At 71.5% G+C, this 25965-nt stretch carries 21 protein-coding genes; 8 read left to right on the top strand and 13 right to left on the bottom strand.

Annotated features, from left to right (window positions below; genetic code table 11):
* The first annotated feature begins 10 nt into the window (after positions 1 to 10).
* A complete protein-coding gene (locus ACF3NH_RS19870) occupies positions 11 to 934 on the top strand; it encodes a dihydrodipicolinate synthase family protein (RefSeq protein WP_422925347.1) in 924 nt (307 codons plus the stop codon).
* A gap of 48 nt (positions 935 to 982) precedes the next feature.
* On the opposite strand, the gene ACF3NH_RS19865 is transcribed toward ACF3NH_RS19870, so the two are convergent.
* Genes ACF3NH_RS19865 through ACF3NH_RS19845 form a run of 5 tightly spaced genes read right to left on the bottom strand, consistent with a single transcriptional unit; the run spans position 983 to position 7801 of the window.
* A complete protein-coding gene (locus tag ACF3NH_RS19865) occupies positions 983 to 2620 on the bottom strand; it encodes a hydantoinase B/oxoprolinase family protein (protein ID WP_422925345.1) in 1638 nt (545 codons plus the stop codon).
* Positions 2617 to 4680: a hydantoinase/oxoprolinase family protein gene (locus ACF3NH_RS19860; RefSeq protein ID WP_422925343.1), complete on the bottom strand. Its 2064-nt coding sequence runs from the start codon at positions 4678 to 4680 to the stop codon at positions 2617 to 2619. The genes ACF3NH_RS19865 and ACF3NH_RS19860 overlap by 4 nt, the downstream gene beginning before the upstream one ends.
* A 33-nt stretch (positions 4681 to 4713) precedes the next feature.
* The gene (locus tag ACF3NH_RS19855) at positions 4714 to 6078 is read right to left on the bottom strand and encodes a TRAP transporter large permease (RefSeq protein WP_198366712.1); all 1365 of its coding nucleotides are present in this window, start codon (positions 6076 to 6078) and stop codon (positions 4714 to 4716) included.
* A complete protein-coding gene (locus ACF3NH_RS19850) occupies positions 6075 to 6710 on the bottom strand; it encodes a TRAP transporter small permease subunit (RefSeq protein WP_198366711.1) in 636 nt (211 codons plus the stop codon). The genes ACF3NH_RS19855 and ACF3NH_RS19850 overlap by 4 nt, the downstream gene beginning before the upstream one ends.
* On the bottom strand, positions 6710 to 7801 hold the full coding sequence (locus ACF3NH_RS19845) for a TRAP transporter substrate-binding protein (RefSeq protein ID WP_422925341.1): 1092 nt from the start codon (positions 7799 to 7801) through the stop codon (positions 6710 to 6712). Before ACF3NH_RS19845 ends, ACF3NH_RS19850 begins: the two co-directional genes overlap by 1 nt.
* Before the next feature lie 221 nt (positions 7802 to 8022).
* Between ACF3NH_RS19845 and ACF3NH_RS19840 the strand changes: the two genes are divergently transcribed.
* Positions 8023 to 9105 (top strand): PDDEXK nuclease domain-containing protein, encoded by a 1083-nt coding sequence (locus ACF3NH_RS19840; RefSeq protein ID WP_422925339.1) that lies wholly within the window; start codon positions 8023 to 8025, stop codon positions 9103 to 9105.
* Positions 9106 to 9134: 29 nt separating this feature from the next.
* Here ACF3NH_RS19840 and ACF3NH_RS19835 read toward each other — a convergent pair whose 3' ends face one another.
* Complete coding sequence (locus tag ACF3NH_RS19835; protein WP_422925337.1) at positions 9135 to 10019, bottom strand: LysR substrate-binding domain-containing protein; 885 nt, start codon at positions 10017 to 10019, stop codon at positions 9135 to 9137.
* Positions 10020 to 10144: 125 nt separating this feature from the next.
* On the opposite strand from ACF3NH_RS19835, the gene ACF3NH_RS19830 reads away from it, so the two are divergent.
* On the top strand, positions 10145 to 11872 hold the full coding sequence (locus tag ACF3NH_RS19830; RefSeq protein ID WP_422925335.1) for an acyl-CoA dehydrogenase family protein: 1728 nt from the start codon (positions 10145 to 10147) through the stop codon (positions 11870 to 11872).
* Here ACF3NH_RS19830 and ACF3NH_RS19825 read toward each other — a convergent pair whose 3' ends face one another.
* Positions 11873 to 12763: a LysR substrate-binding domain-containing protein gene (locus tag ACF3NH_RS19825; protein ID WP_198366706.1), complete on the bottom strand. Its 891-nt coding sequence runs from the start codon at positions 12761 to 12763 to the stop codon at positions 11873 to 11875.
* A gap of 192 nt (positions 12764 to 12955) precedes the next feature.
* Here ACF3NH_RS19825 and ACF3NH_RS19820 point away from each other — a divergent pair, with 192 nt between their 5' ends.
* The 5 genes from ACF3NH_RS19820 to dinB all read left to right on the top strand — a co-directional run bounded on the left by ACF3NH_RS19820 (position 12956) and on the right by dinB (position 20263).
* Positions 12956 to 14512, top strand: a complete 1557-nt coding sequence (locus ACF3NH_RS19820; protein ID WP_422925362.1) for an ABC transporter substrate-binding protein — start codon at positions 12956 to 12958, stop codon at positions 14510 to 14512.
* Positions 14509 to 16272 (top strand): GMC family oxidoreductase, encoded by a 1764-nt coding sequence (locus ACF3NH_RS19815; protein WP_422925332.1) that lies wholly within the window; start codon positions 14509 to 14511, stop codon positions 16270 to 16272. The genes ACF3NH_RS19820 and ACF3NH_RS19815 overlap by 4 nt, the downstream gene beginning before the upstream one ends.
* Before the next feature lie 89 nt (positions 16273 to 16361).
* Positions 16362 to 17987: an ABC transporter substrate-binding protein gene (locus ACF3NH_RS19810; protein WP_422925330.1), complete on the top strand. Its 1626-nt coding sequence runs from the start codon at positions 16362 to 16364 to the stop codon at positions 17985 to 17987.
* A gap of 69 nt (positions 17988 to 18056) precedes the next feature.
* Positions 18057 to 19112, top strand: a complete 1056-nt coding sequence (locus ACF3NH_RS19805; RefSeq protein ID WP_422925328.1) for a DUF2332 domain-containing protein — start codon at positions 18057 to 18059, stop codon at positions 19110 to 19112.
* Positions 19113 to 19168: 56 nt separating this feature from the next.
* A complete protein-coding gene (gene dinB / locus ACF3NH_RS19800; protein ID WP_422925326.1) occupies positions 19169 to 20263 on the top strand; it encodes a DNA polymerase IV in 1095 nt (364 codons plus the stop codon).
* A 23-nt stretch (positions 20264 to 20286) separates the two neighbouring features.
* Here dinB and ACF3NH_RS19795 read toward each other — a convergent pair whose 3' ends face one another.
* Genes ACF3NH_RS19795 through cyoB form a run of 6 tightly spaced genes read right to left on the bottom strand, consistent with a single transcriptional unit; the run spans position 20287 to position 25949 of the window.
* Positions 20287 to 20820 carry a response regulator transcription factor gene (locus ACF3NH_RS19795; RefSeq protein ID WP_198366701.1) on the bottom strand — a complete coding sequence of 178 codons (534 nt, stop codon included), beginning with the start codon at positions 20818 to 20820 and terminating at the stop codon, positions 20287 to 20289.
* On the bottom strand, positions 20810 to 22141 hold the full coding sequence (locus ACF3NH_RS19790; RefSeq protein ID WP_198366700.1) for an ATP-binding protein: 1332 nt from the start codon (positions 22139 to 22141) through the stop codon (positions 20810 to 20812). Before ACF3NH_RS19790 ends, ACF3NH_RS19795 begins: the two co-directional genes overlap by 11 nt.
* Before the next feature lie 22 nt (positions 22142 to 22163).
* Positions 22164 to 22919: an SURF1 family protein gene (locus ACF3NH_RS19785; protein WP_422925360.1), complete on the bottom strand. Its 756-nt coding sequence runs from the start codon at positions 22917 to 22919 to the stop codon at positions 22164 to 22166.
* Complete coding sequence (cyoD, locus tag ACF3NH_RS19780) at positions 22916 to 23317, bottom strand: cytochrome o ubiquinol oxidase subunit IV (RefSeq protein WP_198366699.1); 402 nt, start codon at positions 23315 to 23317, stop codon at positions 22916 to 22918. The genes ACF3NH_RS19785 and cyoD overlap by 4 nt, the downstream gene beginning before the upstream one ends.
* Positions 23314 to 23943, bottom strand: a complete 630-nt coding sequence (cyoC, locus tag ACF3NH_RS19775) for a cytochrome o ubiquinol oxidase subunit III (protein ID WP_198366698.1) — start codon at positions 23941 to 23943, stop codon at positions 23314 to 23316. Before cyoC ends, cyoD begins: the two co-directional genes overlap by 4 nt.
* 5 nt (positions 23944 to 23948) lie before the next feature.
* A complete protein-coding gene (gene cyoB / locus ACF3NH_RS19770) occupies positions 23949 to 25949 on the bottom strand; it encodes a cytochrome o ubiquinol oxidase subunit I (protein ID WP_198366697.1) in 2001 nt (666 codons plus the stop codon).
* Between the last annotated feature and the right edge of the window lie 16 nt (positions 25950 to 25965).

Genomic DNA, 25965 nt, shown 5'->3' with positions numbered 1-25965 from the left:
GAGACAAGACATGGCGCATCCGACGCTGTACCGGGGCGTGTTCCCGGTGGTGCCGACGATCTTCGACGAGCATGGCGCGCTGGACCTGGAGGGGCAGCGCCGCTGTCTCGACTTCATGATCGAGGCCGGCTCGGACGGGCTCTCGATCCTGGCGAACTTCTCCGAGCAGTTCCTGCTCGCCGATGAGGAGCGGGAGGTGCTGACCGAGGCCATCCTGCGCCACGTCGCGGGGCGGGTGCCGGTGATCGTCACCACCACGCACACCAGCCCGCGGATCTGCGCCGCGCGCAGCCGCCGCGCGCAGGAGCAGGGCGCGGCCATGGTGATGATCATGCCGCCCTATCACGGCGCCACCTTCCGCTTCGGCGAGGCGGCGATCTTCGACTTCTTCCGCACGGTGTCCGACGCGATCGAGATCCCGATCATGATCCAGGACGCGCCGGCCGCCGGCACGCCGCTGCCGCCGGGCTTCCTGGCGCGGATGGCGCGCGAGATCGCGCATGTCGCCTATTTCAAGATCGAGACGGCGGGCGCCGCCGCCAAGCTGCGGCAGCTCATCGCCGAGGGCGGCGAGGCGGTCGAGGGCCCCTGGGACGGCGAGGAGGCGATCACCCTGCTGGCCGACCTCGACGCCGGGGCCACGGGCAGCATGACCGGCGGCGGCTATCCGGACGGGCTGGTGCCGATCGTCCGCGACTATCTGGCCGGCAACCGGGAGGCGGCCAAGGCCGGATACCATCGCTGGCTGCCGCTGATCAACCACGAGAACCGGCAATGCGGGCTGCTGGCGGCCAAGGCGCTGATGCGGGAAGGCGGCATCATCGCCTGCGACGCACCGCGCGCACCCCTGCCGCCGCTGCATCCGGCGGCGCGCCAGGGGCTGATCGAGATCGCACGCGATCTCGACGCGATGGCGCTGCGCTGGGGGAAGTAGGGCAAGCCTCCGGGGGGGCGCGGCTCCCCCGGACGCTTCCTGCGACCCTCAGGCGGTGACGTAGCCGAGCGCGCGGTCCGTCCGCCGCGCCGCCTCCGCCCGATCCTCCGGCCGGCCATAGCCGCCACCTCCCGAGGTCTCCAGCCGGATCACGTCGCCCTTCATCAGCCGCAGGTTGTTCACCTTGGAACCCAGCGGCCTGCGCTCGCCGCCGCGGATCAGCCAGAGCGCGCCGGCGCGGCCGGGCTCGCCGCCTTCAAGCCCGTAGGGGCGGAACCTGAAGCGCTCCAGGTTGGCGGTGAAGATCGCCTCCACGCTGTCGATGCGCCATTCGCGGAACAGGCCGAGCCCGCCGCGCTGCCGCCCCGCCCCGCCGGAATCCGGCAGCAGGCCGTAGCCCGTGAGCGTCAGCGGCAACTCGCTCTCGATCATCTCCACCGGGATGTTCGAGTTGTTGTGCATGCCGTAGGTGTAGCCGCTCAGCCCGTCCGTATCGGCATGGGCACCGCTGCCGCCCACCTCGATCTCCACCAGCACGCCGCGCTCGCCATCCGCCCCGATGGTCTGGAAGGAGCAGACGTAGGAGACGCCGTAATAGGCCGCCGGCACGCGGTCCGGCACCGCCTGGTGTAGCGCGCCGAGCAGCGTGGTGGCGAGCCGGTGGCTGACCGCGACGCGGTTGGCGACGGGGGCCGGATGGCGCGCGTTGACGATGCTGCCCTCGGGCGCGATCACCGTGACGGGACGGTAGCAGCCGGCGGTGGGCGGAATCTCCTGATCGGCGATGGCCATCACCGCGTAGGAGACGGCCGAGCCCGAGGAGGCGAGGGTGGCATTGACCGGCCCCACCGCCTGCCGCCCGCAGCCGGAGAGGTCGATCACCATCTCCTCGCCCTTCACCTCCACCGCCGCGTGGATACGGATCGGTTCGGGATCGATGCCGTCGTCATCGAGGAAGTCCTCGAATTCATAGCGCCCGTCGGGGATGCGGCCAATCATGGCGCGCATCGCCCGCTCCGAGCCGTCGAGGATGCGGGCGCAGGCCTCGACCAGCGTCGCGGCGCCGACACGCCCCGCCAGCTTGCGCAGATTGGCCTCGCCCACGGAGAGCGAGGCGAGCTGCGCCTGGAGGTCGCCCCAGAGCATGTCCGGCCGGCGGACATTCTGCCGCATCATGGCCAGGACATCCTCGTTCAGCACCCCGCCCTTCACGAGCTTCAGCGGCGGGATGCGCAGCCCCTCCTGGAACACCTCCGTCGCGGCCGCGGCGTAGGAGCCTGCGGCCATGCCGCCCATGTCGAGATGGTGGCAGAGCGTGCCGACGATGGCGACGCGCCGGCCTTCCGCGTAGACCGGGCGGAAGGCCAGGATGTCGGGGATGTGCTGGCCGCCGCAATAGGGATCGTTGGTGATGACGACGTCGCCATCCTCCCACCCGTCCAGCGGCAGGAAGTCGCGCACCACGGTAAGCAGGCCGGTGCTCATCGAGTTGAGATGCTGCGGGATGCGCGCCGACTGGGCGACATTGTAGCCCTCGGCATCGAAGATCGCCGTCGAGTAGTCGAGCAGCTCGCGCACGATGGTCGAGCGGCTGGTCCGCCAGACCGTGACGTCCATCTCGGCCGCGGCGGCGGTCAGGGCGTTGCGCAGGATCTCCAGCGCGACAGGGTCGAGCGAGGGGCTCATCGGGCGGCCTCCGTGCCGGCGCGGCGGGCGATCAGCGTGGCCTCGGGCCCGGGCGCGCAGTCCCAGCCGGGGCCGAGATAGATGGTGGTGTACTCTTCCTCGATCAGCGCCGGGCCGGTGATGCGGCCGGTGAGCCGCTCGCGCTGATGCACCGGCACCTCCCGCCAGCCATCGCCGAGCCAGACGCGCCGGGCCTCGGGCGCGCGCTCGGCGCCGCGTCCGGGGGCGCGGCGTGCCTCGGCCCTGGCGAGCAGGCCGGTCGCGCTGAGGCGCAGCGCCACCAATTCCACCGGCGCCTCGGGGTTGCTGTAGGAGAAGCGCTGCCGGTGCGCGGCGTGGAAGGCGGCCAGGAGCCGCTCCAGCGCCGCCGGCTCCGCCGCGGGCTCTTCCCAGGGGGTCACCAGCTCGAAGGCCTGGCCACGATAGCGCAGATCGGCGGCGACGGCGAGGCGCCGGTCCGCCGGTGCCACGCCATCGGCGTCGAGCAGCGCCGCGCCCTGCTGCCGCAGGGCATCGAGAAAATCGCCGATGCGGGGCAGGCTTTCGGGCGCCGCCGGCATCACGCGGCTGCGCGCCACATCGTGCACGATGTCGGAATGCAGGATGCCGAAGGCCGAGAAGGTCGAGGCATCGGCGGGGAAGATCACCTCCGGAATGCCCAGCTCCTCGGCCACGGGGATGGCGTGCAGGCCGCCGGCGCCGCCGAAGGAGAGCAGGCTGAAGTCGCGCGGGTCGAGCCCCTTCTCGAACAGGCTGAGCCGGGCGGCGGCGGCGAGGTTGGTGTCGGTCACGGCCAGGATGCCGGCGGCGGCGGCCGGCGTCTCCAGCCCGAGCGGCGCGCCGACATGCTCGGCCACGGCGCGCGCGGAGGCCGCGGCGTCGAGCGGCATGGCCCCGCCCAGGAAGAAGCGTGGATCGAGCCGGCCGAGGGCGAGATTGGCATCGGTCACGGCGGGCTCGGTGCCGCCGCGCCCGTAGCAGGCGGGGCCGGGGCGCGAGCCGGCGCTGCGCGGGCCGACCTTCAGCCGCCCGGCCTCGTCCACCGAGGCGAGCGAGCCGCCGCCGGAGCCGATGGTGCGGATCTCGATCATCGGCAGGCGGACGGGCAGGTGGTCGATCTCGCCCTGGGTCATGCGCGTCACCGCGCCGTCGCGCACCACGCAGACATCGTAGCTGGTGCCGCCCATGTCGACGCCGAGCAGGTTCGGCCGCGCCAGCGCCTCGGCCATGCGCAGCGTCGCCAGGGCGCCGCCCGACGGGCCCGAGAGCAGCAGGCGGGCCGGCTGCAGCGCCGCCGTCTCGGCGCTGCAGACGCCGCTGTTGGACTGCACCAGCAGCAGCCGCGCGCCGATCCCGGCCTCGGCCAGGCGGCCGGTGAGCCTTTGCAGGTAGGCGCCGACCACCGGCATCAGCAGCGTGTTCAGCACCGTGGTGGAGCTGCGCTCGTACTCACGGATCTCCGGGCTGATCTCGCTCGACAGACAGACCGGAAGGTCCGGCCGCGCCTGCCGCAGCGCCCGGGCCAGAAGCTGCTCATGCGCCGGGTTGACATGCGCGTTGAGCAGGCAGACCGCCACGGCCTCCGCCTCCAGCGCCGCCAGGCGGTCGATCAGCGCGGCGATGGCGGCGGGCTCCGGGGCGCGCTCCACACCGCCATCGGCGCGGATGCGTTCCGGCACGCCGAGGCGCCGGTCGCGCGGGATCAGCGGCGCCTCATGCGCCGGCTTCAGGCCGTAGATGTCGCGCCGGCTGTGGCGGCCGATCTCCAGGACATCCTCGAAGCCGGCCGTCGTCAGCAGCACGCCACGCGCCAGCCGGCGTTCCAGCACGGCATTGGTGGCGATGGTGGTGCCGTGCAGCAGCAGGCGGATATCGGAGAGGGCGAAGCCATGGCGCTCAGCCGCCTCGCGCAGCCCGGCCAGCAGGCCGATCGAGGGATCTTCCGGGGTGGTCGGCGTCTTTAGGCTGCGCAGGGCGCCGTCGCGCTCGTCCAGGATCTGCAGGTCGGTGAAGGTGCCACCGATGTCGATGCCGATCCGGATGAAGGGAGTGATGCTCACGGAGGCTCCGTGTGAAGGGGAGGACATGGCGGCTCAGCCCATCACGGCCGGCAGCCAGGTGGCGAGGCCGGGCCAGACCATCATGGCGGCCACGGCGATGAGGTAGGCGATCAGGAACGGCATCACGCCGACGAAGACATCGGTGATCGGCCCGCCCTTCGGGCGCATGCCCTGCAGCACGTACATCACCGTGCCGTCCGGCGGGCTGATCTGCGCGATCTCCACCAGCATGGTGACGACGACGCCGAACCAGATCGGGTCGTAGCCGAGGCCGACGACGATCGGGAAGACCACGGGCACCGTCGTGATGATCATGGAGAAGCCCTCCATGAAGGTGCCGAGCGCGAAGTACATGCCGATGATCGCCAGCATGATGGCCCAGGGCGGCACCGGCAGGTGGCTGATCGTGTCGGCCACGGTCTGCGGCACGTCGATCGCCGTCAGGATGTAGTTCAGCAGGTAGGCGCCGAGGATGATCAGCCCCAGCAGCGCGGTGTTGCGCGCCGTGGCTTCCGCCGCCGCGTTCAGCATCCTGAGCGAGAGCCGCCCTTCGATGACGGCGAAGACCGCGGCGCCGACGACGCCGAGCGCCGCCGCCTCGGTCGGCGTGGCGTAGCCGCCATAGATCGAGCCGAGCACCAGGATGATCAGCAGCAATGTCGGCACCAGGCCGCCAAGGGCGCGCAGCTTGATCGACCATGGCAGCGGCGGCGGCCGGTCGAGCGGGTTGCGCAGCCCGTGCACGGTGATGACGCCGATGAAGAGCAGCGTCACCAGGATGCTCGGCAGGATGGCGGCGATGTACAGCGCGCCGACCGAGGTCTCGGTGATCAGCCCGTAGACGATGAAGGTGATGCCGGGCGGGATCAGGTTGCCCATCGCGCCGCCGGCGGCGAGCGAGCCCAGCACCATGCGCGGATTGTACCGGGTGTCGTTGAAGTAGGGCAGGGCGACCGAGCCCATGGTCGCCGCCGTGGCGACCGAGGAGCCCGAGATCGCCGAGAACAGCGCGCAGGAGGCGATGTTGGTGTGCAGCAGCCCTCCCGGCAGGCGGTTCAGCCAGATGTTGAGCGCGCGGTAGAGCCGGTCCGACAGGCCGGCGCGCAGCAGGATCTCGCCCATCAGCAGGAAGAGGGGCACGGCGATCAGCACGAAATTGCTGGACGGGCCCCAGAAGGTCTGGCCGGCGAAGAGCCAGAAGGGGCGGTCCGAGAAGAGCACGCCGGTGATCAGCGCCAGGATACCGAGCACCGCCGCGATATGCACGCCGGCGCCGAAGAAGACCACGAAGACGGCGATCAGGCCGAGGATCTCGGGTAGCGGCAGCGCCGTCCCTCCCGAGGCGGCGGCGAAGACCAGCACGCCGAGCAGGCCGAGGAGGAAGACGATGGCGATCATGCCGGATGCCCCTCGCGTGCCATGGCGACGGCCTCCAGCGCCTCCTCCGCCTCGTCGTCGATGCTGCGGCTGCCGAGCATCTGGTCCACCTCCTGGAAGCGGCCGAGGAGCAGGCCCAGGATGGCCTCCACCAGCAGCGCCACGATCATCACGACGAAGCTCGCCATCCCGAAGGCCCAGATTCCCTGCGGGATCGCCATGGGCAGATGCAGGGCGCTGTTGTCATGCGCGTCGAACATCAGCGATTCGTCGAGCAGCGACCAGGCGGCCCAGGCGACGAAGACGGCGAAGCCGCCGAGCAGGACCAGCGCGAAGACATGCAGGATGGTGCGCAGCCGCAGCGGCATGCGGTTCACCAGCACGTCCACGCGGATATGCGCCCGCGAGGCCAGGGTATGCGCCAGGGACCAGGAGATGCCGCAGGCGAGCATGTAGCTGGTGATTTCCACCGTCGCCGCGCTCGAGACCTGCAGGAAGGTGCGGCCGAGCACGTCGCCGGTGATGAAAAGGGCGCACAGGATGTAGTTCCAGCCGGCCAGGTAGGCCATGAACGCGACGGCCCGGGAGATGCCGTGGCGGACCGCCCGCGCGGCGCGGAGCGGCGCCGGGGTCCTTTCCCCGGCCCGGGTCATCACGGCCGGTACTCCACCCCGGCGATCGGCGCGACCACCTGGTTGAAGATCTCGCCGCAGCGCGCGCCGCAGCGCTTGACGAAGCCCGGCAGGACCGTGCTCTGCACCGCCTCCCGCACCAGGGCGCGGTCTGCCTCGGTGGCCTTCACCTCGGTCATCGGCTTGGCGGCGAGGGGATGGATCTTGCACGCCTCGGCCTTGCCGATGCTGCAATCGATGCCGTCCCGCGTCGCCGCGTCGCCGAGCGCCCAGAGCTTGTCGTTCATCTCGGCGAAGGTGCCCTCGAGGAAGCCGCGCACCTGCGGGTCGAGCCGGTTCCACCAGGAGAGGTTGACCATGTAGCCGGCGACGGCCCAGGAGAGCGGCAGGTCGGAGATATGCGTCGTCACCTCCGGCCACTTGGCCGAGGCGCCGCTGCCGGTGCCGGTCACGGCGCAGTCGGCGACGCCGCGCTCCAGCGCGCTGTAGACCTCGGGGAAGCCGATGCTGATCGGCTGGCCGCCGATGGTGTTCACCAGATCGACCAGCGAATTGCCGAAGGTGCGGATCTTGCGGCCCTTCATGTCGGCCAGCGACTGGAAGGGCTGGCGGCAGAACAGCACCTGCGCCGGGAAGGGGTAGAGCAGCACCAGCTTGGTGTTGAAGCGCTCCAGCTCCTTGTTGGCCACCGGCAGCAGCGCCTCGGCGATCCGCCGCGCCTTGCCGATATCGGGCGTCAGGCCCGAGAGATCGATGCCGTCCAGGATCGGGACATCGCCCGAGAGGGTGGAGAGGGTGCCGGCGCCGATATCGACCTGGCCCGAACGCACCAGCCGGACGATCTCATTGCCCGAGAGATTGCGTTCGGCATGGGTGCCGAGCTGCACGGTCAGCCGGCCGTTCGAGCGCTGGGTCAGCGCCTCGCGGAGATAGGGCACGTCGACGCGGGTGTACTGCGGCTGTGTCGGAAGCGGCTGGGTCACCGCGACGATGCGCAGCTTCGGCCCGTCCGGCAGGCTCGCCGGCATCTGCGCCTGGGCGCCGGGAGGGGCGCCGAGAGGGGCGGCGAGGCCCAACAGGGCCACGAGGCCGAGAGACCTGCCCCTGGCCATCCAGCGTGAAAATTCCATGGTTCCGTAGCCCCCATAGCCGCAGTGGTTCCATCCGCTGCTGGCGGTCTCTCCCTGGCCGCGTCTTTTCGGCGGTCCTGTCGCGCTTATCGAAACCAGAGCCCGATGGGCTGTCGAATCGTTAGTTTTGATCGGGGTGATAGATTTCCTTTATCGACCCCGCGCCGTCTCGCAAGCGCTGCCAGGCGATGCTAGCAGGGAGCATGGAGAAGGACAGCGGTATCCGCCCCGGGAAGGAGGCGGTGCCCGCCGGCTATGCGGCGTGGCTGGCGGCGTTGAAGGCGCAGATCCGCGCGGCGCGGCTGCGCGCGTCCCTCTCCGTCAATGCCGAGCTGATCGGCCTCTACTGGCGCATCGGCCGCGAGATCCTGGAACGGCAGGAGCGCCTGGGCTGGGGCGCCGGGGTGGTCGGGCGCCTGGCCGCCGACCTGCGCGCCGCCTTCCCCGGCACCGGCGGCTTCTCCCGTGCCAACCTGCTCTACATGCGCGCCTTCGCGGAGGCGTGGCCGGAGGCGGAGGTCGTCCAACGCGTCGTTGGACGATTGCCCTGGGGGCAGAACATCGAGCTGCTGAGCAAGCTGAAGGACCCCGCCGAGCGGCTCTGGTACGCCGAGGCGGCGCTGGAGCAGGGCTGGAGCCGCCCCGTGCTGGTCCATCAGATCGAGAGCCGGCTGCATGCCCGCCAGGGCCAGGCGGTGACCAATTTCGACCGGGCCCTGCCGCCCGCGCAGTCCGACCTGGCGCGGCAGATCCTGAAGGACCCCTATCATTTCAAGTTCCTCGGCCTCGGCCCGGCGGCGCAGGAGCGGGCGCTGGAGCAGGGGCTGATCGCGCGGGTGCGGGACGTGCTGCTGGAGCTGGGCAAGGGCTTCGCCTTCTGCGGCAGCCAGCATCACCTCGAGGTCGGCGGCCAGGACTGGTACGTGGACCTGCTCTTCTACCACCGCCGCCTGCGCTGCCTGATCGCGGTGGACCTCAAGACCGGTCCCTTCCAGCCGGAGCATGCCGGCAAGATGAACTTCTACCTCGCCGCTCTGGACGAGATGGAGCGGCAGCCGGGCGACAATCCCAGCATCGGCCTGATCCTCTGCCGCGAGCGCAACCGCGTGGTGGTGGAATACGCCCTGCGCGGCCTGGGCAGCCCGATCGGCGTCTCGCAGTACCGGGTGATGCTGCCCGAGGCCCTGCCCGGCGCGCTGGCCGAGGCGCTGCCCTCCGGCGAGGACATCGCCAGCCGCATGGATCTGCCGGATGGGGATCTGCCGGAGCCGGGCGGGGAGGGCTGAGCCGGCGCCGCCGCTGACGTCCGGGGGCCTCAGCCCGGCGCGCCGGCCTCCGCCAGGAGCCAGTCCCGGAAGCGGGCGAGGCCCGGTTCCGCCGCCCGCTCCGCCTCCTGCTGCAGCACGAAGCAGCGCCGGCTGCGGCGGATGAAGGGCGCGGGGACGACCAGACGCCCGCTTTCCAGGTCCGGCGCGACCAGGGCGCGGATCGCCAGCGCCACGCCCAGCCCGCCCGCGGCCGCATCGAGCGCCAGCGCGACGCTCTCGAAATGGCTGCCGCCCTCGGGATCCACTCCGGCGATGCCAGCCGCCGCCAGCCACCGGGCCCAGTCGCGCGGCCGCTGGCGGGAATGCAGCAGATGCTGCCGGGACCAGTCGAAGGGTGGGCCGGCAAGGGCCGGCGCGCAGACCGGCACGGTCTCGATCGGCACCAGCGGCCAGCAGAGCAGGCCCGGACGCGGACGGGGATCGGCCACGGCGATGACGGCGTCGAAGCGGGAGGGCCGCAGCGCCTGCGGGTCGGCGCTGGTGGTCAGCGCGATGTCGAGATCCGGATGCGCCGCGCGCAGCCGCCCCCAGCGGGGGATCAGCCAGCGGCTGGCGAAATGGGCGTAGGCGCCGATGGTCAGCGGCCGCCGCGCCGGCGGCAGGGCCAGGGCGTCGTCTAGTCCCGTGGCGATGCGGCCCAGCGCCTCGTGCAGGGCGGCGGCCAGGACCGCGCCGGCGGGCGTGGCCTCGAGCCCGCGGGCGCCGCGGATGAAGAGCGGCCGGCCCAGCTCCTCCTCCAGCAGCCGGACCTGGCGGCTGACCGCGCCGGGCGTCACATGCAGTTCCGCGGCGGCCCGGCGCATGCCGCCATGACGGGCGGTGGCCTCGAAGGCACGCAGGGCGGTGAGCGAGGGCAGCCGGCGGGAGACCATGGGGGTGTTGAGCCTAGCGCAACGGCTCCCGTCCTGAAAATCGGTTGCGGCGCCGGCCCGCCGCGCGCAGCGTCCGCCCAGCAGGGACGACACCTGTCGGGAACACCGGGAACGAGGCCGCTCACATGCACATCCGCCCCCTCCACACGCCTGCCCCTCAGCCCACCGGTGCCGAGGCGGTGCCGGACAGCCGCGGCCTCAACCTCTGGCGGGCCGATCCGGAGCTGGCGCGGCTGGCCGCGCTCTACCTGCCGGCGCCGCTGCTGGCGCATCTGGCGCCGCATCTCGAGCGGCTGGGCGGCCTGGCGGGCGGCCGGCTGGACGAGCTGGCCGGCATCGCCGACCGCAACCCGCCGGTGCTGCATCCGCGCAACCGGCGCGGCCAGGACGACCAGCATATCGACTACCACCCCGCCTATCGCGAGATGGAACGCCTGGCCTTCGGCGAGTTCGGCCTCGCCGCGCTCTCGCACCGTGGCGGCGTGCTGGGCTGGCCGGAGCCGATGCCGCCGGCGGCCAAGTATCTCATCACCTATCTCTTCGTGCAGGCCGAGTTCGGCCTCTGCTGCCCGGTCAGCATGACGGACAGCCTGACGCGCACGCTGCGCAAGTTCGGCGCGCCGGAGCTGGTCGCGCGCTATCTGCCGGCCCTGACCAGCCAGGACCTCGACGCGCTGCACCAGGGCGCCATGTTCATGACCGAGCAGGGCGCCGGTTCCGACATCGCCGCCACCAGCGTCCTGGCGGCCGAGCGGCCGGACGGAAGCTGGTCGCTCACCGGTGACAAGTGGTTCTGCTCCAACGCCGATGCCGGGCTGGCCATGGTGCTGGCGCGGCGCGAGGGCGGCCCGGAGGGTCTGAAGGGCGTCTCGCTCTTCCTGCTGCCCCGGATGCTGCCGGACGGCACGCCGAACCGCTACCGCATCGTCCGGCTGAAGGACAAGCTCGGCACCCGTTCCATGGCCAGCGGCGAGGTGCGGCTGGAGGGCGCGACGGCCTGGCTGGTGGGCGATCCCGGCGCCGGCTTCAAGCAGATGGCCGACATGGTCAACAATTCCCGCCTCTCGAACGGCGTGCGCGCCGCCGGGCTGATGCGCCGCGCCATGACCGAGGCGCTGTTCGTCGCGCACCGGCGGCGGGCCTTCGGCAAGCGCCTCGTCGAAATGCCGCTGATGCAGAGGCAGCTCGCCAAGATGCTGCTGCCGATGGAGCAGGCACGCAGCATGGTCTTCCAGACCGCCGAGGCGCTGCGCCGCGCCGATGCGGGGGAGGAGGGCGCCTATGCCCTGCTGCGCATCCTGACGCCACTGATCAAGTTCCGCGCCTGCCGCGATGCCCGCAAGGTCACGGGCGACGCGATGGAGGTGCGCGGCGGCTGCGGCTATATCGAGGAATGGCCCGATGCCCGGCTGCTGCGCGATGCGCATCTTGGCAGCATCTGGGAAGGCACCAGCAACATCGTCGCGCTCGACGTGCTGCGCGCCGCCGCGCGGGAGGGCTCGTTGCCGGTGCTGGAGCGGCATCTCCGCGGCCTTCTCGGCAATGGCGCCGCCCTGCCGGAGGCGCTGCCGCTGCTCGGCCGCACCCTGGCCCTGGCGGAGCGGGCGCAGGAGGAGCCGGCGCTGGCGCGGCAGGCCGCCTCGGCGCTCTACCACCTGACATCGGCCGTGGCCCTGGCCTGGGAGGGCGGCCATGCCGGGCTGGAACGGCGGGGCGAGCTGGCGCGGCTGGTGCTGCGGCACCGGCTGCTGCCGCGCGACCCCCTGGAGGCAGGGATGGGGGAGGCCGGGACGGGGGAGGCCGGGACGGGGGAGGAGCTATTGGTGCTGCTGCCCGATCCGGGCGCGGGCTGATCAACCGCCGGCTTCGGCCAGCAGGGCCCCGGCATGGCGCAGGAAGGCCTGCGCCGCCAGGGAGAGCGGGCGCTCGGCGGAATGGATCGCTTCCAGCGCCAGCTCGGCCGGCGCCAGCAGCGGGATCTCGCGCAGGCCGGGGAAGAGCGGGCCGATGCCGGAGAAGGGATCGACGATGGCGAGCCCGGCGCCGGCCTGCACCATGGTCCAGGCCTGGATGATGTGCTCGACCTCGGCCACCGGGCGATAGGCCAGTTCCGCCTCCGCGAAGATCCGGCGCAGCAGGGTGTGCAGGGTCTGCAACCGCGAGAAGCCGATCAGCGGGGCGGCCGCCAGCTCCCGCAGCGTCAGGCCCGCGCGGCCGGCCAGCGCGTGCCCCTCGGGCACCAGGCAGCGCAGCGGGCGGCGCGCCAGCTCCTGTCGCCGCAGCCGGGGATCCTGGCCGCTCAGGAAGACCAGCCCGAGGTCGAACTCGCCGCTCAGCAGGGCCTCGCTCAGCTCGTGCCGGCGCAGGATGGCGAGCCGGCCCTCGATCCCGGGGGCGGCGGCGGCGAAGCGCCCGAGCAGGCGTGGGGCCAGGGCCAGGCCCAGCGCATTGATGCTGGCGATGCGCAACAGGCCGGTCTCGGCGTCGCGCAGCATGGCGGCGGCGCGATGCACCCGCCGGACCGCCTCGAAGACCTTCTCGACCTCCGCGAAGAGGCTGCGCGCCTCGGCCGTCGGATGCAGCCGCCCGTGCCGGCGCTCGAACAGGGTGAGGCCGATGCGGGCCTCGGCCAGCCGCAGCATCTCGCTCACCGAGGGCTGCGACACGCCCAGCGCCTGCGCCGCGCCGGTGACGCTACCCTCGTGCATGATGGCGTGGAAGACCTCCATCTGGCGCAGGTTCATGCGCGGCCCTCTCCGAACGGCATAGGATTTTCCTATGACCTTCACAAAGCTGCCGATTTGTCGAGCCGTGGCGGGCGGGACTAGCCTCCTTCCGGCCGCGCCGGAGAAGCGCGCCGGGATGGGGATGCCGGGGGCGGCCCAGGAAGGGAGAGTTCTGTCTTGATCGGACGTCGTGACGTATTCCGGGCCGCGATGGCGGCCGGGCTGCCGCTGGCCGCGCCCCGCCTGGGCCGGGCGGCCAGCGGGCGCGTGCTGCGCTTCGTGCCCCAGGCCAACCTCTCCACGCTCGATCCGGTCTTCACCACCGCCGCCGTCACCATCACGCATGGCTACTGCGTCTTCGACACGCTCTACGGCGTCGATGGGCAGATGCGGCCGCAACCGCAGATGGCGGAAGGCGCCGAGGCGGCGCCGGACGGGCTGAGCTGGCGCATCCGCCTGCGCGAGGGGCTGCGCTTCCACGACGGCGAGCCGGTGCTGGCGCGGGACTGCGCCGCCAGCCTGGCGCGCTGGAGCCAGCGCGACACCTTCGGCCAGACCCTCGGCGACGCCGTGGAGGCCTTCGAGGCCGCGGATGACCGGACCCTCGTGGTGCGGCTGAAGCGGCCCTTCCCCCGCCTGCTGGAGGCGATCGGCAAGCCGCATTCCTCGCCCGCCTTCATCATGCCCGAGCGGCTGGCCCGGACCGACCCGACGAAGCCGGTGACCGAGATGGTGGGCTCGGGGCCCTTCCGCTTCCTGGCCGACGAATATGTCTCCGGCAGCCGCAGCGTCTACGCGCGCTTCGAGGGCTATGTCCCGCGCGAGGGCGCGCCGGACTGGACCGCGGGCGGCAAGCGCGCGGAACTCGACCGGCTGGAATGGATGGTCATGCCCGACCCGGCGACCGCCGCCGCGGCGCTGCAGTCGGGCGAGGTGGACTGGTGGGAGCAGGTGCTGCCCGACCTGGTGCCCCTGCTGGCGCGCAACCGCGCCATCACGCTGCAGCGGCAGGACCCCTACGGCTTCATCTCGGTGGCCCGCTTCAACCACCTGCAACCGCCCTTCGACAAACCGGCGATGCGCCGCGCCGTGCTCTCCGCCATCCGGCAGGAGGACTACATGCGCGCCATCATGGGCGATGACCGCGAGAGCTGGCGCGAATGCCGCGCCATGTTCCCCTGCGGCCTGCCCGAGGTGAAGCAGCCCTGGACCGAGGCCATGCCGGGCCGCCTCGACGCCGCCCGCGCCGCGGTGAAGGCCGCCGGCTACCAGGGCGAGACCGTCGTCATCATCAACCCGACCGACTACCCCTCGATCGGCCCGCATGGCCAGGTCACCGCGGCGCTGCTGCGCGAGCTGGGGATGAAGGTGGACCTGCAGGAGATGGACTGGGGCAGCGTGCTGCAGCGCCGCTTCTCCCGCGCGCCGGCCGGGCAGGGCGGCTGGAGCCTCTACCACACCAACTGGCCCAGCGTGTCGATCGCCAATCCGGCGATGAACGCCACCATCCGCGGCCAGGGCGAGAAGGGCTGGGCCGGCTGGTACGCCAGCCCGGAGATGGAGCGGCTGACCGCCGAGTGGCTCGCCGCGCCCGACGCCGCCGCCAGCCAGGGGCTGATGGACCGCATCCAGGCGCTCGCGTTTGAGGACGTGCCGAGCCTGCCGCTTGGGCAGTACTTCTCCAGCATGGCCTATCGCAAGGGCATCCAGGGCGTGCGGCCCGGCTCCGCCGCCTTCTTCTGGAATGTCCGCAAGGACGCGGCATGAGCCAGGCTCCCGACCTCGCCGGCCGCTTCGACGTCGTGATCCTCGGCGGCGGCTCGGCGGGCTGCGTCCTGGCCGCGCGGCTCAGCGAGGACGCGCAGCGCCGCGTCCTGCTGGTGGAGGCCGGGCGCGACCTGCGCCCCGGCGCCATGCCGCGCGACATCGCCTCGCCCTATCCTGGCCGCGCCTATTTCAACGCCGCCAACACCTGGCCCGGGCTGCGCGTCGGCATGGGGCGGGACCCCGGCAACCAGGGCGGCGTCACCGAGCGGCCCTACGAGCAGGCGCGCATCCTGGGCGGCGGCTCCTCGATCAATGGCATCGGCGCCAATCGCGGCTCGCCGCACGACTATGCCGAGTGGGAGGCCGCGGGCGCCGCCGGCTGGGGCTGGTCCTCGGTGCTGCCATACTTCCGCAAGCTGGAGACCGATCTCGACCTGGCCGGGGACACGGCGCTGCATGGCGCCGAGGGGCCGCTGCCCATCCAGCGCATCCCGCGCGCCCTGCACACCGGCTTCGCCCGTCAGGTCGAAGCCGAGCTGAACCGCCAGGGCCACGCCTCGCGGGAGGACCAGAACGGTGCCTGGGAGGACGGGGTCTATCCGATCACCGTCAACCTCGACCGTGACGGCCTCCGCACCTCGACGGCGACGGTCTACCTGACCGAGGCGGTGCGGCGGCGCCCCAACCTGACGATCTGGACCGGGACCCGCGCCGAGGCCGTCCTCTTCGAGGGCCGCCGCGCCAGGGGTGCCCGGCTGCGGCGCGGCGCCGAGCTGCTGGAGGTGGCGGCCAGGCTGGTCATCGTCAGCAGCGGCGCGCTGCATGCCCCGGCGCTGCTGATGCGCAGCGGCATCGGCCCCGGCCGCGCCCTGGCCGGCCTCGGCATCGCCGTGGTCGCGGCCCGGGAGGGGGTGGGGCGCAACCTGCTGGAACACCCCTCGATCGGCATGTCGGCCTTCATCCGCCCCGAGGCGCGGCTGCCCGGCGGCGAGCGCTACCACATCCAGTCGATCCTGCGCTGGTCCTCCCGGATGGAGGGAACGCCGCCGGGCGACATGCACACGGCGGTCAACACCCGCTCCGGCTGGCATGCCGTCGGCCACCGCATCGCCACCCTCTTCTCCTGGGTCAACAAGTCCTATTCCCAGGGCCAGGTCACGCTCGCCACGCCAGACCCCGACCGGCCGCCGCTGGTGGATTTCCGCATGCTCTCCGATGCGCGCGACCTGGAGCGGCTGGCCGACGCCTTCCGCCTGGCCGCCGGGGTGCTGCGGGCGCCGGGCCTGGCTGGCACGGTGCTGGAGACCTTTCCCTCGACCTATTCCGAGGAGGTGAAGAGGCTGCTCCGCCCCTCGCGCCGCAACGGCCTGCTGACCGCCCTGGCCGGGCCGGCGATGGACCGCAGCCCGGCGATCCGCCGCCGTATCCTCGCCATGGCGCAGGAGGGGGTGGCGCCCCTCGACCTGCTGCTGGCCGAGGAGGACGCGCTGCGGCTGCATCTGCGCCGGCATGTCGGCGGCGTCTGGCATCCCTGCGGCACCTGCCGCCTCGGCGACGAGGCCGACCCGCGGGCGGTGTGCGACCCGGCCGGGCGGGTGATCGGCGTGGAGGGGCTGATGGTCTGCGATGCCTCGCTCATGCCGACCATTCCCTGCGCCAATCTGAACGTGCCGGTGATCATGATGGCGGAGAAGGTCGCCGACATGCTGCGCGGCCAGGAAAAGGCCATCCCCCTCATGGCCCTGGCCGGCCGCGGCTGAGGCCAGGGACAGCCGCCGGGGAGGGGAGAGGGAGCGAAACGCGCCGGAAGCACGGCGAGGATGACGTACCACGCCTCAAGGAGGTTGCGATGTCTCTGCCTGTCCGTTGCAAGCCCGGGCTCCGGCTCCGCCGGCTCGCCCCCATCCTGCTTGCCCCCCTCCTGCTCGCCGGTCTCGCGGCGCCGCTGGTCCCGGCGCGCGCCGAGACGGTGCTGCGCTACGCCGCCTCGGCCGAGCCGCGCACGCTCGACTCCATCGTCAACGTGCTCTCCATCACCCATCAGCACAGCTATCTCGTCTACGACACGCTCTTCGCGCTGGACGAGACGCTGACGCCGCGGCCGCAGATGGTGGAGAGCGTCGAGGCGAGCGAGGACGGCCGGCGCCGCACCCTGACGCTGCGCCCCGGCCTGCTGTTCCACGACGGCCGGCCGGTCACCGCCGCCGATGCCGTGGCCTCGATCCGCCGCTGGGCGCGGCGCGACACCAGCGGCCGCAAGCTGGCCGAGATGGGCATGGCGCTGGAGGTGATCGACGAGCGCCGCTTCGCCGTCATCCTCGACAGCGACACGCCCCTGCTGCTGGAGGCCTTCGCCAAGCCGACCTCCACCGCGCTTTTCGTGATGCGCGCCGAGGAGGCGGAGAGCGACATCACCACGCCGGTGAAGCGGATCATCGGCTCCGGCCCGTTCCGCTTCGACAGCGCCGCGCACCGCCCGGGCGACCGGCTGGTCTATCGCCGCAACCCCGACTACCGGCCGCGCCCGGAGCCGGCCAGCGGCTTCGCCGGCGGCAAGGTGGCGCGGGTCGACCGGGTGGACTGGCTGATCCTGCCGGATTCCGCCTCCGCGGTGGCCGCGTTGCAGACCGGCGAGATCGACATCTACGAGACCCCGCCGCTGGATCTGCTGCCGGTGCTGGAGCGCAACCGGGAGATCGTCGTCGCCGTGCATGGCCGGCAGGGGCAGTACGGCTTCCTCCGCCCCAACCATCGCCAGCCCCCCTTCGACAAGGCGGAGGCGCGGCGGGCGCTGGCCATGCTGATGCGGCAGCCGGACTTCATGGCCGTCACCGCGGGCAGCGACGGGAAGTACTGGCGGGAATGCTACAGCTTCCTGTCCTGCGGCGGGCTGAACGAGAACCAGAAGCACGCCGAGTGGCTGCGCCAGGGCGATGCGGCGGCGGCGGGCCGGCTGTTCCGCGAGGCCGGCTATGACGGCCGGCCGGTGGTGCTGATCGCGCCGGGCGACAACGAGATCATCCGCGGCTTCGGCATGCTGGCGGCCGAGCGGATGCGCGCCGCCGGGCTGACGGTCGATCTGCAGACCATGGACTTCGCCACCATGATGTCCCGCCGCAACCGCCAGGACGCACCGGCGCAGGGTGGCTGGAACATCTTTCCCATGTGGTCCTACGGCTTCGAGCTGGACAATCCGGTGGCCAATGTGGCGCTCAGCACCAACTGCACCGATGCCTCCTACGCCGGCTGGGCCTGCTCGAAGCGCATCGAGGCGCTGAAGGATGCCTGGGCGCGGGAGAGCGCGCCGGAGAGGCGCGCGGCGCTCCTGGACCAGATCCAGCAGGAGGCCTCGGCCCTGGTGCCGATCGTCCCGCTCGGTCAGTTCTTCGCGCCCATCGCCTATCGCCGCACGGTCACCGGATTGTTGCAGACGCCGGTGCCGGTGTTCTGGAATCTGGAGAAGACGGCGCCCTGAGGCGGTTGACGGCACCGCCGCCGCGCCCTTCCCTGGCCGGGGAGAAGGGCCGGGGGAAGGAGGGTCGCGATGACGGAACGGCGCGCCGCGGTGCTGGAGGCCTTCAGGAAGCAGATCGCCTGGTGCGAGCGCCTGGGCTCGCCCTTCACCGCCCGCCTGCTCGGCCTGCTGGCGGAGGATCTCGCGGCGGGCGGACCCGCGGCGGACCTGGCCGGGCACTGGCCCGGCGATCCGGTCGCCGATGCCCTGGCGCTGCGCCTGGCCGGCGCCCTGCATGCCCTGGTCCTGTCCGGCGAGGCGCCGGCGCTGGCCGCCTGCTATCCGCCCCGGGCCAATGCGCGGGCCGATGCGCCGGATGCCGCGGCCCTGCGCGCCGTGCTCCTGGCGCGGCGGGCGGAGATCGCCGCCTTCCTGGCCTCGCCGCCGCAGACCAACGAGGTCGGCCGCTCCGGCGTGCTGCTGGGCGGCTTCCTGGAGATCGCCCATCGGGCCGGCCTGCCCCTGCGCCTGCTGGAGATCGGCGCGAGCGCGGGGCTGAACCTGCTCTGGGACCGCTTTCACTACACCCTGGGCGATGCCGTCTGGGGCGATCCGGCGAGCCCGGTCCGTCTCGCGCCGCGATGGACCGGGCCCCTGCCGCCCCTGGCGGCGCCGGTCCGCGTCGCCAGCCGTGGCGCCTGCGACCGCAGCCCGGTCGATCTCCGCGACCCGGCCCAGAGGCTGCGCCTGCGCGCCTATGTCTGGCCGGACCAGCAGGACCGGCTGGCGCGGCTCGACGGCGCGATCGCCCTGGCGCTCGGCGCCGGGTCGCGGGTCGAGCCCGCCGATGCGGGCGACTGGGTGGCGGCGCGCCTGGCCGAGCCGGCGGAGGGCCAGGCCACCGTGCTCTACCACTCGATCATGTGGCAATACATGCCAGCCGCCACCCGGGCGCGCATCGCCGGCGCCCTGTCCGAGGCCGGTGCCCGCGCCACGGCCGCCGCCCCGCTGGCCTGGCTGCGCTTCGAGCCGCCACAGGCCGAGGCCCGCCCCGAATTGCGGCTGACCCTGTGGCCCGGCGGCGGCGAGAGCCTGCTGGCCACGGCGCAGGCGCACGGCCAGACCGTCGACTGGACGGGCGGCTAGCGGGCGGAAGGTCCCTCTTTGTTCTCGCGGGCAGGCGGTGCTAGGCTGGCTGTCCGATGTCCGCCCCCGCAGCCCTGGCGGCGTATCGCCGCATCCTCCATATCGACATGGATGCCTTCTACGCATCCGTGGAACAGCGCGACAATCCGGCCCTGCGTGGCATTCCCCTCGCCGTCGGCGGGGCGCGGGAGCGGGGCGTGGTGGCGGCGGCCAGCTACGAGGCGCGCCGGTTCGGCGTCCGCTCGGCCATGCCCTCGGTCACGGCGCGGCGGAAATGCCCGGAGCTGGTTTTCGTCAAGCCGCGCTTCGACGTCTACCGGGCGGTCTCCCGGCAGATCCACGACATCTTCGCCCGCTACACGCCGCTGATCCAGCCGCTCTCGCTGGACGAGGCCTATCTCGACGTCACCCACCCGCTGCGCGACCTCGGCTCGGCCACCGCCATCGCCGAGGAGATCCGCGCCGCGATCCGCGCCGAGACCGGGCTGACCGCCTCGGCCGGCGTCTCCTACAACAAGTTCCTGGCCAAGCTGGCCTCGGACCACCGCAAGCCGGACGGCCTCTTCGTCATCACCCCGCGCCTGGGTCCCGGCTTCGTTGAAGATCTGGCGGTGGAGCGGTTCCACGGTATCGGCCCGGCCACGGCGGCGCGCATGCACCGCCTCGGTATCCATACGGGCCGGGATCTGCGCGACCGCGACCTGGCCTTCCTGACGCAGCATTTCGGCAAGGCCGGCCGCTTCTACTACGGCGTGGCGCGGGGCGAGGACGAGCGGCCGGTGAACCCCGACCGCCTGCGCAAGTCGATCGGCGCCGAGACGACCTTCGAGCGCGATCTGACGCAGTGGGAGCCGGCGTGGCAGGCTCTGCAACCCCTGCTGGACAAGGTCTGGCAGGCGGCCGGCGGGAAGGGGCATGCCGGCCGGACCGTCACGGTGAAGGTCAAGTTCGCCGATTTCCGCCAGATCACCCGCAGCCGCTCCGGTGCGGTGCCGATCGCCTCGCGCGAGGCCATGGCCCGCATCGGCGAGGAATTGCTGCGCCCGGTCTTCCCCGCGCCGGGCGGCGTGCGGCTGCTCGGCATCACCCTCTCCAATCTCGGCGCCGAGGCCGTGGAAGGACAGCCGCGGCAACTGGCGCTGGGGTTGTGAGGAGGCGGGTCCCGGAGGGTGCCTCAGCGGACCTGCCGCTTCTCCAGCTTGCGCGCCAGGGTGCGCCGGTGCATGCCAAGCCGCCGGGCCGTCTCGGAGATGTTGAAGCCGGTCTCCGCCAGGGTCTGGTGGATGCGCTCCCATTCCAGCGTCTTGATCGAGGTCGGCGTGCCATCCAGCTCGGCCTCGGCATCGCCCTCCGCCTTGCCGAAGGCGGCCTCGATGTCATCCGTGTTGGAGGGCTTGGCGAGATAGTGGCAGGCGCCGAGCTTGATCGCCTCCACCGCCGTGGCGATGCTGGCGAAGCCGGTGAGCACGACGATCAGCATCTCCGGATCATGCGCGTGCAGCGCCTGGACGCAGGCGAGGCCGGAGGCGCCCTCCAGCTTCAGGTCGACCACCGCGTAATGCGGCGAGCGGTGCTGCAGCAGGGCAAGGGTCTCGTCCAGGCCGCTCGCCAGCAGCACCTCGTAGCCGCGGCGCTCGAAGGAGCGCCGCAGGGTGCGGGAGAAGCTGGCATCGTCCTCGACGATCAGCAGCAGCCGCTCATCCGCCATGCTGGGCCCCGGCCGGCAGGGCCAGCGCCGCCAGCGGCAGCGTCAGGGTCACGGTCGCGCCGCCGCCCGGCCGGTTGACCGCGGCGACGCTGCCGCCGAGCTTGCGCATCACGTTCACCACCAGGAAGAGGCCGAGGCCGCGCCCCTCGCGCCCCTTGCTGCTGTGGTAGGGACGGCCGAGCCGCGCCAGCATTTCCGGCAGAAAGCCCGGTCCGTCGTCGCTGACGGTGAGGACGAGATCGCCATCCCGGCGCCGGGCGGCCATGCGGATGCCGGCGGGAGAGGCTTCATGGGCATTGTCGAGCACATTGGCGATGACCTGCTTCAGCACCGGATCGGCGATGATCGGGACGTCTTCGCCGATCCTGTCGGCATAGGCGAGGGCGGTTCCCGGCCGGCTTCCCTGCCACTCCGCCACGGTGGCCGCCAGGAAGCTCCTGAGGCGGATAAGGGCCGGCGCCTCGCCCCGCGCCTCCCCGGCGGAGCGCAGGATGCCGCCGACGATGGACTTGCAGCGCTGCACCGCCGCCTGCATCTCCTCCATCTCCTGTACCAGATCGGGCATCGCCCGCAAGGCCGGCATCCGGCGCCAGTCGCCCAGGATGACGGAGACCGTGGCCAGCGGCGTGCCCAGCTCATGCGCCGCGCCCGAGGCCAGCAGGCCCATGCGGACGATATGGTCCTCCTCGAAGGCCTGCTGCCGCATGCGGGCGAGATTGGCGTCGCGCTCCCGCAGGTTGCCGCTGATGCGGGTGACGAAGATGACCAGCAGGACGGCGTCCAGCAGGAAGCAGACCAGCGCGCCGCGGAGGTACAGGGCCAGGAAGTCCTCCCGCATCCCGGGCGGCAGCGCCAGCGGATGGTGCACCAGGGCGAGGCTCAGCCCGCAGAGGCTGGCCAGGGCCAGCAGGGCCCAGGTCCAGCGCATCTCCAGCAGCACCGCGGCCAGGGTGATCTGCAGCAGGTAGAGCGAGAGGAAGGGATTGGTGGCGCCGCCGCTCAGATAGAGCTGCACGGTCAGGGCGATCACATCCGCGGCGAGGGTCAGGAAGAGTTCCGGCGAGCCCGGCGGGGGCCGCAACAGGAGGCGGAGCTGGCTGGCCAGGTTGAGCAGCACCAGCCCGCCCAGCACCATGGACATGGCTGGAAGCGGCAGGGCGATGCCGAGGCCCCAATGCACCACGCCGATGGTCAGCACCTGGCCGATGACGGCGAGCCAGCGGAGCTGGATCAGCAGCGACAGGTTCTTGCCGCCCGTGGTGTCCCGCGAGCCCGAGGCCGGCGCGCCATCCGGCGGTGCCGTGTTCCCGCCTTCCCTCATGCCGCCGATGCCCTCCCTACCTTCAGGCGGCGCTCCGCCGCACCCGCCACTCCTCGCGGATCGCATAGGCGGTGCCGCCGGCCACCATCAGTGCCAGGGCATACCACGTCAGGGCATAGACCAGATGGGTGTTGCGGAAGCTGGTCACGGTCAGGCCGCCAACCGGCAACGTCCCCGGCGGCCCGGCCTCGGCATCGACGAAATAGGGCGCGACGCCCGCCAGGCCGCGGGCGGCGGCGATGGCCGCCACGTCGCGCGAATGCCAGCGGTCCGCCGCCGGGTCGTTGCTGCGCAGGAAGCCGCCGCCCGGCTCGCTCAGCCGCAGCAGGCCGAGGATCTCCTGCGGCCCTACCGGCGTGACGATCTCCGACCGCTGCCCGGAGGCGACGAAGCCACGATTGACCAGCACGGTGAAGCCGGCCTCGTCCCGCAGCGGGCTGAGCACCCAGAAGCCGGCGCCGAGGGCGGTGGTCGCCTGGGTCAGGGCCGGGGGCACGGGCAGGAAGTGGCCGCGCAGCGAGACCCGGCGATACTCGTCCCGCGCGGCGGAGAGGGCGGGCCATTCGGCCGGGCCGGGCGCGGGGGCCGGGGCGGCGTGGAGACGCGCCTCCACCCGGGCGATCAGGTCCAGCTTCCAGGCCCGGCGCTGCAACTGCCAGCTGCCCAGCCCGATCAGGCCGAGGAAGACGAGAAGCGCCGCCAGGCCAAGCAGCAGGCGGGTGGCGAGGCCGCGCCGCGGGGTCTCCTCCCCGGCGGGCCCCGCCTCCGCTCGTCTCAGGGAACGCTCCGCATGTCGTGGAGCATCTGCGGCATCATGTTGGCATTCAGGTGATACATGACCCAGAGCGAGCCGGCGATGGTGATCCCCACGACAACCAGCGTGAAGATCAGCGCCAGCATGTTCCAGCCCTCCTCCGACTGGCTGTTCATGTGGAGGAAGAAGAACATGTGCACCACGATCTGCACCACGGCGAAGCCCATGATCAGCAGGGCGGTGGCCACGCTGCTCTCCAGCACCTCGCCCATCACCAGCCAGAAGGGGATGGCGGTGAGGACGACGGAGAGGCCGAAGCCGATCAGGTAGCCCTTGAGGGAGCCATGGGCACCCTCGTCGTGATGGTCGTCATGGTGGGCGGCATGGGCATGCTGGCCGGCCGCCTCAGGATGAGCGCTCATGGCAGGACCCCGATCAGGTAGACGTAGGAGAAGACGCCGATCCAGATGACGTCGAGGAAGTGCCAGAACAGGCTGAGGCACATCAGCCGCCGGCGGTTCTCGGCGATCAACCCGTGCTTCGCCACCTGGAGCATCAGCGTGACCAGCCAGACGCAGCCGAAGAAGACGTGCAGCCCGTGGGTGCCGACGAGGGTGAAGAAGGCGGACAGGAAGGCGCTGCGCTGCGGCGTGGCGCCGACATGGATCAGGTGGTGGAACTCATAGAGCTCCAGCCCGAGGAAGGCGGCGCCGAACAGGCCGGTGATGCCGAGCCAGGTCAGGGTGGCGCCCTTCCGCCCCTTCACCATGGCCAGCATGGCGAAGCCGTAGGTGATCGAGGAGAAGAGCAGCATCGAGGTGTTGATCGCCACCAGGCCCAGGTCGAAGAGATCGGCCGGCGAGGGTCCGGCGGCGTAGTTGCGGCCGAGCACCCCGTAGGTGGCGAAGAGCACCGCGAAGATGAGGCAATCGCTCATCAGGTAGATCCAGAAGCCCAGCATGGTGCCGGACCCGGGATGCGCGTGCTCCTCCTCCAGGACGTAGAAGGAGGCCGGACCTTCCGCCGGCTGCGGCGTGTGCATCGACATCAGGCTTACTCCCCGGCCAGCGCGCGGGTGCGGCTGTCCTCGCTCCGCGCCACCTCCTCGGCCGGGATGTGGTAGTCCCGGTCGTAGTTGAAGGTGTGCTCGATGGAAACGTACAGCACGGCGGCGAAGGCCAGCACCGCGAGCCACCAGATATGCCAGATCAGCGCGAAGCCCAGCACCAGCGAGAGGGCCGAGAGGATGACGCCCGTGCCGGTGTTCTTCGGCATGTGGATCGGGCGGAAGCCGGCCAGCGGCCGCGCGTGGCCGCGCTGCTTCATGTCCCACCAGGCGTCATGGTCCTGGATCACCGGCGTGAAGGCGAAGTTGTAGGCCGGCGGCGGCGAGGCGGTGGCCCATTCCAGGGTGCGGCCGTCCCAGGGGTCGCCGGTCACGTCGCGCAGCTGGTCGCGCCGCAGGAAGCTGACCACGAGCTGGACCAGGAAGCAGCCGATGCCGCAGGCGATCAGCACCGCGCCGAAGGCGGCGACGACGAACCAGATCTGCAGCGACGGGTCCTCGAAGTGGTTGACGCGGCGGGTGACGCCCATCAGCCCGAGGACATAGAGCGGCATGAAGGCGAAGTAGAAGCCGACCAGCCAGAACCAGAAGGAAAGCTTGCCCCAGAAGGGATCGAGGCGATAGCCGAAGGCCTTCGGGAACCAGTAGGTGATGCCGGCCAGCATGCCGAAGACCACGCCGCCGATGATGACGTTGTGGAAGTGCGCGATCAGGAACAGCGTGTTGTGGAACTGGAAGTCGGCGGGCGGAATGGCGAGCATGACGCCGGTCATGCCGCCGATGACGAAGGTGACCATGAAGCCCACGGTCCACATCATCGGCACCTCGAAGCGGATGCGTCCGCGGTACATGGTGAACAGCCAGTTGAACAGCTTGGCGCCCGTCGGGATCGAGATGATCATCGTCGTGATGCCGAAGAAGGAGTTCACGCTGGCGCCGGAGCCCATGGTGAAGAAGTGGTGCAGCCAGACGATGTAGGACAGGATGGTGATGACCACGGTCGCGTAGACCATGGAGGTGTAGCCGAAGAGGCGCTTGCGGCAGAAGGTCGAGACCACCTCCGAATAGACGCCGAAGGCCGGCAGGATCAGGATGTAGACCTCCGGATGGCCCCAGATCCAGATGAGGTTCACGTACATCATCGGATTGCCGCCGAGATCGTTGGTGAAGAAGTTGGTCCCCACGTAGCGGTCCAGCGTCAGCAGCACGAGCGTCGCCGTCAGCACCGGGAAGGTGGCGACGATCAGCACGTTGGTGCAGAGCGAGGTCCAGGTGAAGACCGGCATCTTCATCAGGCTCATGCCCGGCGCGCGCATCTTCACGATGGTCACGATCAGGTTGATACCGGAGAGCGTCGTCCCCACGCCCGCGATCTGCAGGGCCCAGATGTAGTAGTCGACGCCCACCCATGGGCTGTGCACCGGCCCCGAGAGCGGCGGGTAGGCCAGCCAGCCCGTGGCCGCGAACTCGCCGACGAAGAGCGACATCATGACCAGGATGGCGCCGGCCGTGGTCATCCAGAAGCTGAAATTGTTCAGGAAGGGGAAGGAGACGTCGCGGGCACCGATCTGCAGCGGCACCACGAAGTTCATCAGGCCCGTGACCAGCGGCATGGCCACGAAGAAGATCATGATCACGCCATGGGCGGTGAAGATCTGGTCGTAGTGGTGCGGCGGCAGGTAGCCTTCCGAGGCGCCGAAGGCGATGGCCTGCTGGGCGCGCATCATCAGCGCGTCCGCGAAGCCACGCAGCAGCATGATCAGCGCCAGGATGATGTACATGATGCCGATGCGCTTGTGGTCGACCGTGGTCAGCCACTCGCGCCAGAGATAGCCCCAGAGCCCGAAGCGCGTGATCGCCGCCAGGAGGGCCACCCCGCCCAGCGCCACGGCCGCGAAGGTCGCGACCAGGATGGGCTCGTGCAGCGGCAGGGCGGCTAAGGTCAGGCGGCCGAAGAGGAAGGAGGTGGAGTCCGGAGCTGGGGACATGTCTCTACTCTGTCAT

The organism is Pseudoroseomonas sp. WGS1072 (assembly GCF_049340465.1).
Lineage (GTDB): Bacteria > Pseudomonadota > Alphaproteobacteria > Acetobacterales > Acetobacteraceae > Pseudoroseomonas.
The sequence above is the reverse complement of the archived record's forward strand: the minus strand, read 5'-3'. Positions and strand labels throughout refer to the sequence as shown.

What these genes read in the sequence shown, in the direction of transcription:
- ACF3NH_RS19870 (WP_422925347.1), top strand. Translation starts at nt 11, where the DNA reads ATGGCGCATCCGACGCTGTACCGGGGCGTGTTCCCGGTGGTGCCGACG.
- ACF3NH_RS19865 (WP_422925345.1), bottom strand. Translation starts at nt 2,620, where the DNA reads ATGAGCCCCTCGCTCGACCCTGTCGCGCTGGAGATCCTGCGCAACGCC.
- ACF3NH_RS19855 (WP_198366712.1), bottom strand. Translation starts at nt 6,078, where the DNA reads ATGATCGCCATCGTCTTCCTCCTCGGCCTGCTCGGCGTGCTGGTCTTC.
- ACF3NH_RS19850 (WP_198366711.1), bottom strand. Translation starts at nt 6,710, where the DNA reads ATGACCCGGGCCGGGGAAAGGACCCCGGCGCCGCTCCGCGCCGCGCGG.
- ACF3NH_RS19845 (WP_422925341.1), bottom strand. Translation starts at nt 7,801, where the DNA reads ATGGCCAGGGGCAGGTCTCTCGGCCTCGTGGCCCTGTTGGGCCTCGCC.
- ACF3NH_RS19840 (WP_422925339.1), top strand. Translation starts at nt 8,023, where the DNA reads ATGGAGAAGGACAGCGGTATCCGCCCCGGGAAGGAGGCGGTGCCCGCC.
- ACF3NH_RS19835 (WP_422925337.1), bottom strand. Translation starts at nt 10,019, where the DNA reads ATGGTCTCCCGCCGGCTGCCCTCGCTCACCGCCCTGCGTGCCTTCGAG.
- ACF3NH_RS19830 (WP_422925335.1), top strand. Translation starts at nt 10,145, where the DNA reads ATGCACATCCGCCCCCTCCACACGCCTGCCCCTCAGCCCACCGGTGCC.
- ACF3NH_RS19825 (WP_198366706.1), bottom strand. Translation starts at nt 12,763, where the DNA reads ATGAACCTGCGCCAGATGGAGGTCTTCCACGCCATCATGCACGAGGGT.
- ACF3NH_RS19820 (WP_422925362.1), top strand. Translation starts at nt 12,956, where the DNA reads ATGGCGGCCGGGCTGCCGCTGGCCGCGCCCCGCCTGGGCCGGGCGGCC.
- ACF3NH_RS19815 (WP_422925332.1), top strand. Translation starts at nt 14,509, where the DNA reads ATGAGCCAGGCTCCCGACCTCGCCGGCCGCTTCGACGTCGTGATCCTC.
- ACF3NH_RS19810 (WP_422925330.1), top strand. Translation starts at nt 16,362, where the DNA reads ATGTCTCTGCCTGTCCGTTGCAAGCCCGGGCTCCGGCTCCGCCGGCTC.
- ACF3NH_RS19805 (WP_422925328.1), top strand. Translation starts at nt 18,057, where the DNA reads ATGACGGAACGGCGCGCCGCGGTGCTGGAGGCCTTCAGGAAGCAGATC.
- dinB (WP_422925326.1), top strand. Translation starts at nt 19,169, where the DNA reads ATGTCCGCCCCCGCAGCCCTGGCGGCGTATCGCCGCATCCTCCATATC.
- ACF3NH_RS19795 (WP_198366701.1), bottom strand. Translation starts at nt 20,820, where the DNA reads ATGGCGGATGAGCGGCTGCTGCTGATCGTCGAGGACGATGCCAGCTTC.
- ACF3NH_RS19790 (WP_198366700.1), bottom strand. Translation starts at nt 22,141, where the DNA reads ATGAGGGAAGGCGGGAACACGGCACCGCCGGATGGCGCGCCGGCCTCG.
- cyoD (WP_198366699.1), bottom strand. Translation starts at nt 23,317, where the DNA reads ATGAGCGCTCATCCTGAGGCGGCCGGCCAGCATGCCCATGCCGCCCAC.
- cyoC (WP_198366698.1), bottom strand. Translation starts at nt 23,943, where the DNA reads ATGTCGATGCACACGCCGCAGCCGGCGGAAGGTCCGGCCTCCTTCTAC.
- cyoB (WP_198366697.1), bottom strand. Translation starts at nt 25,949, where the DNA reads ATGTCCCCAGCTCCGGACTCCACCTCCTTCCTCTTCGGCCGCCTGACC.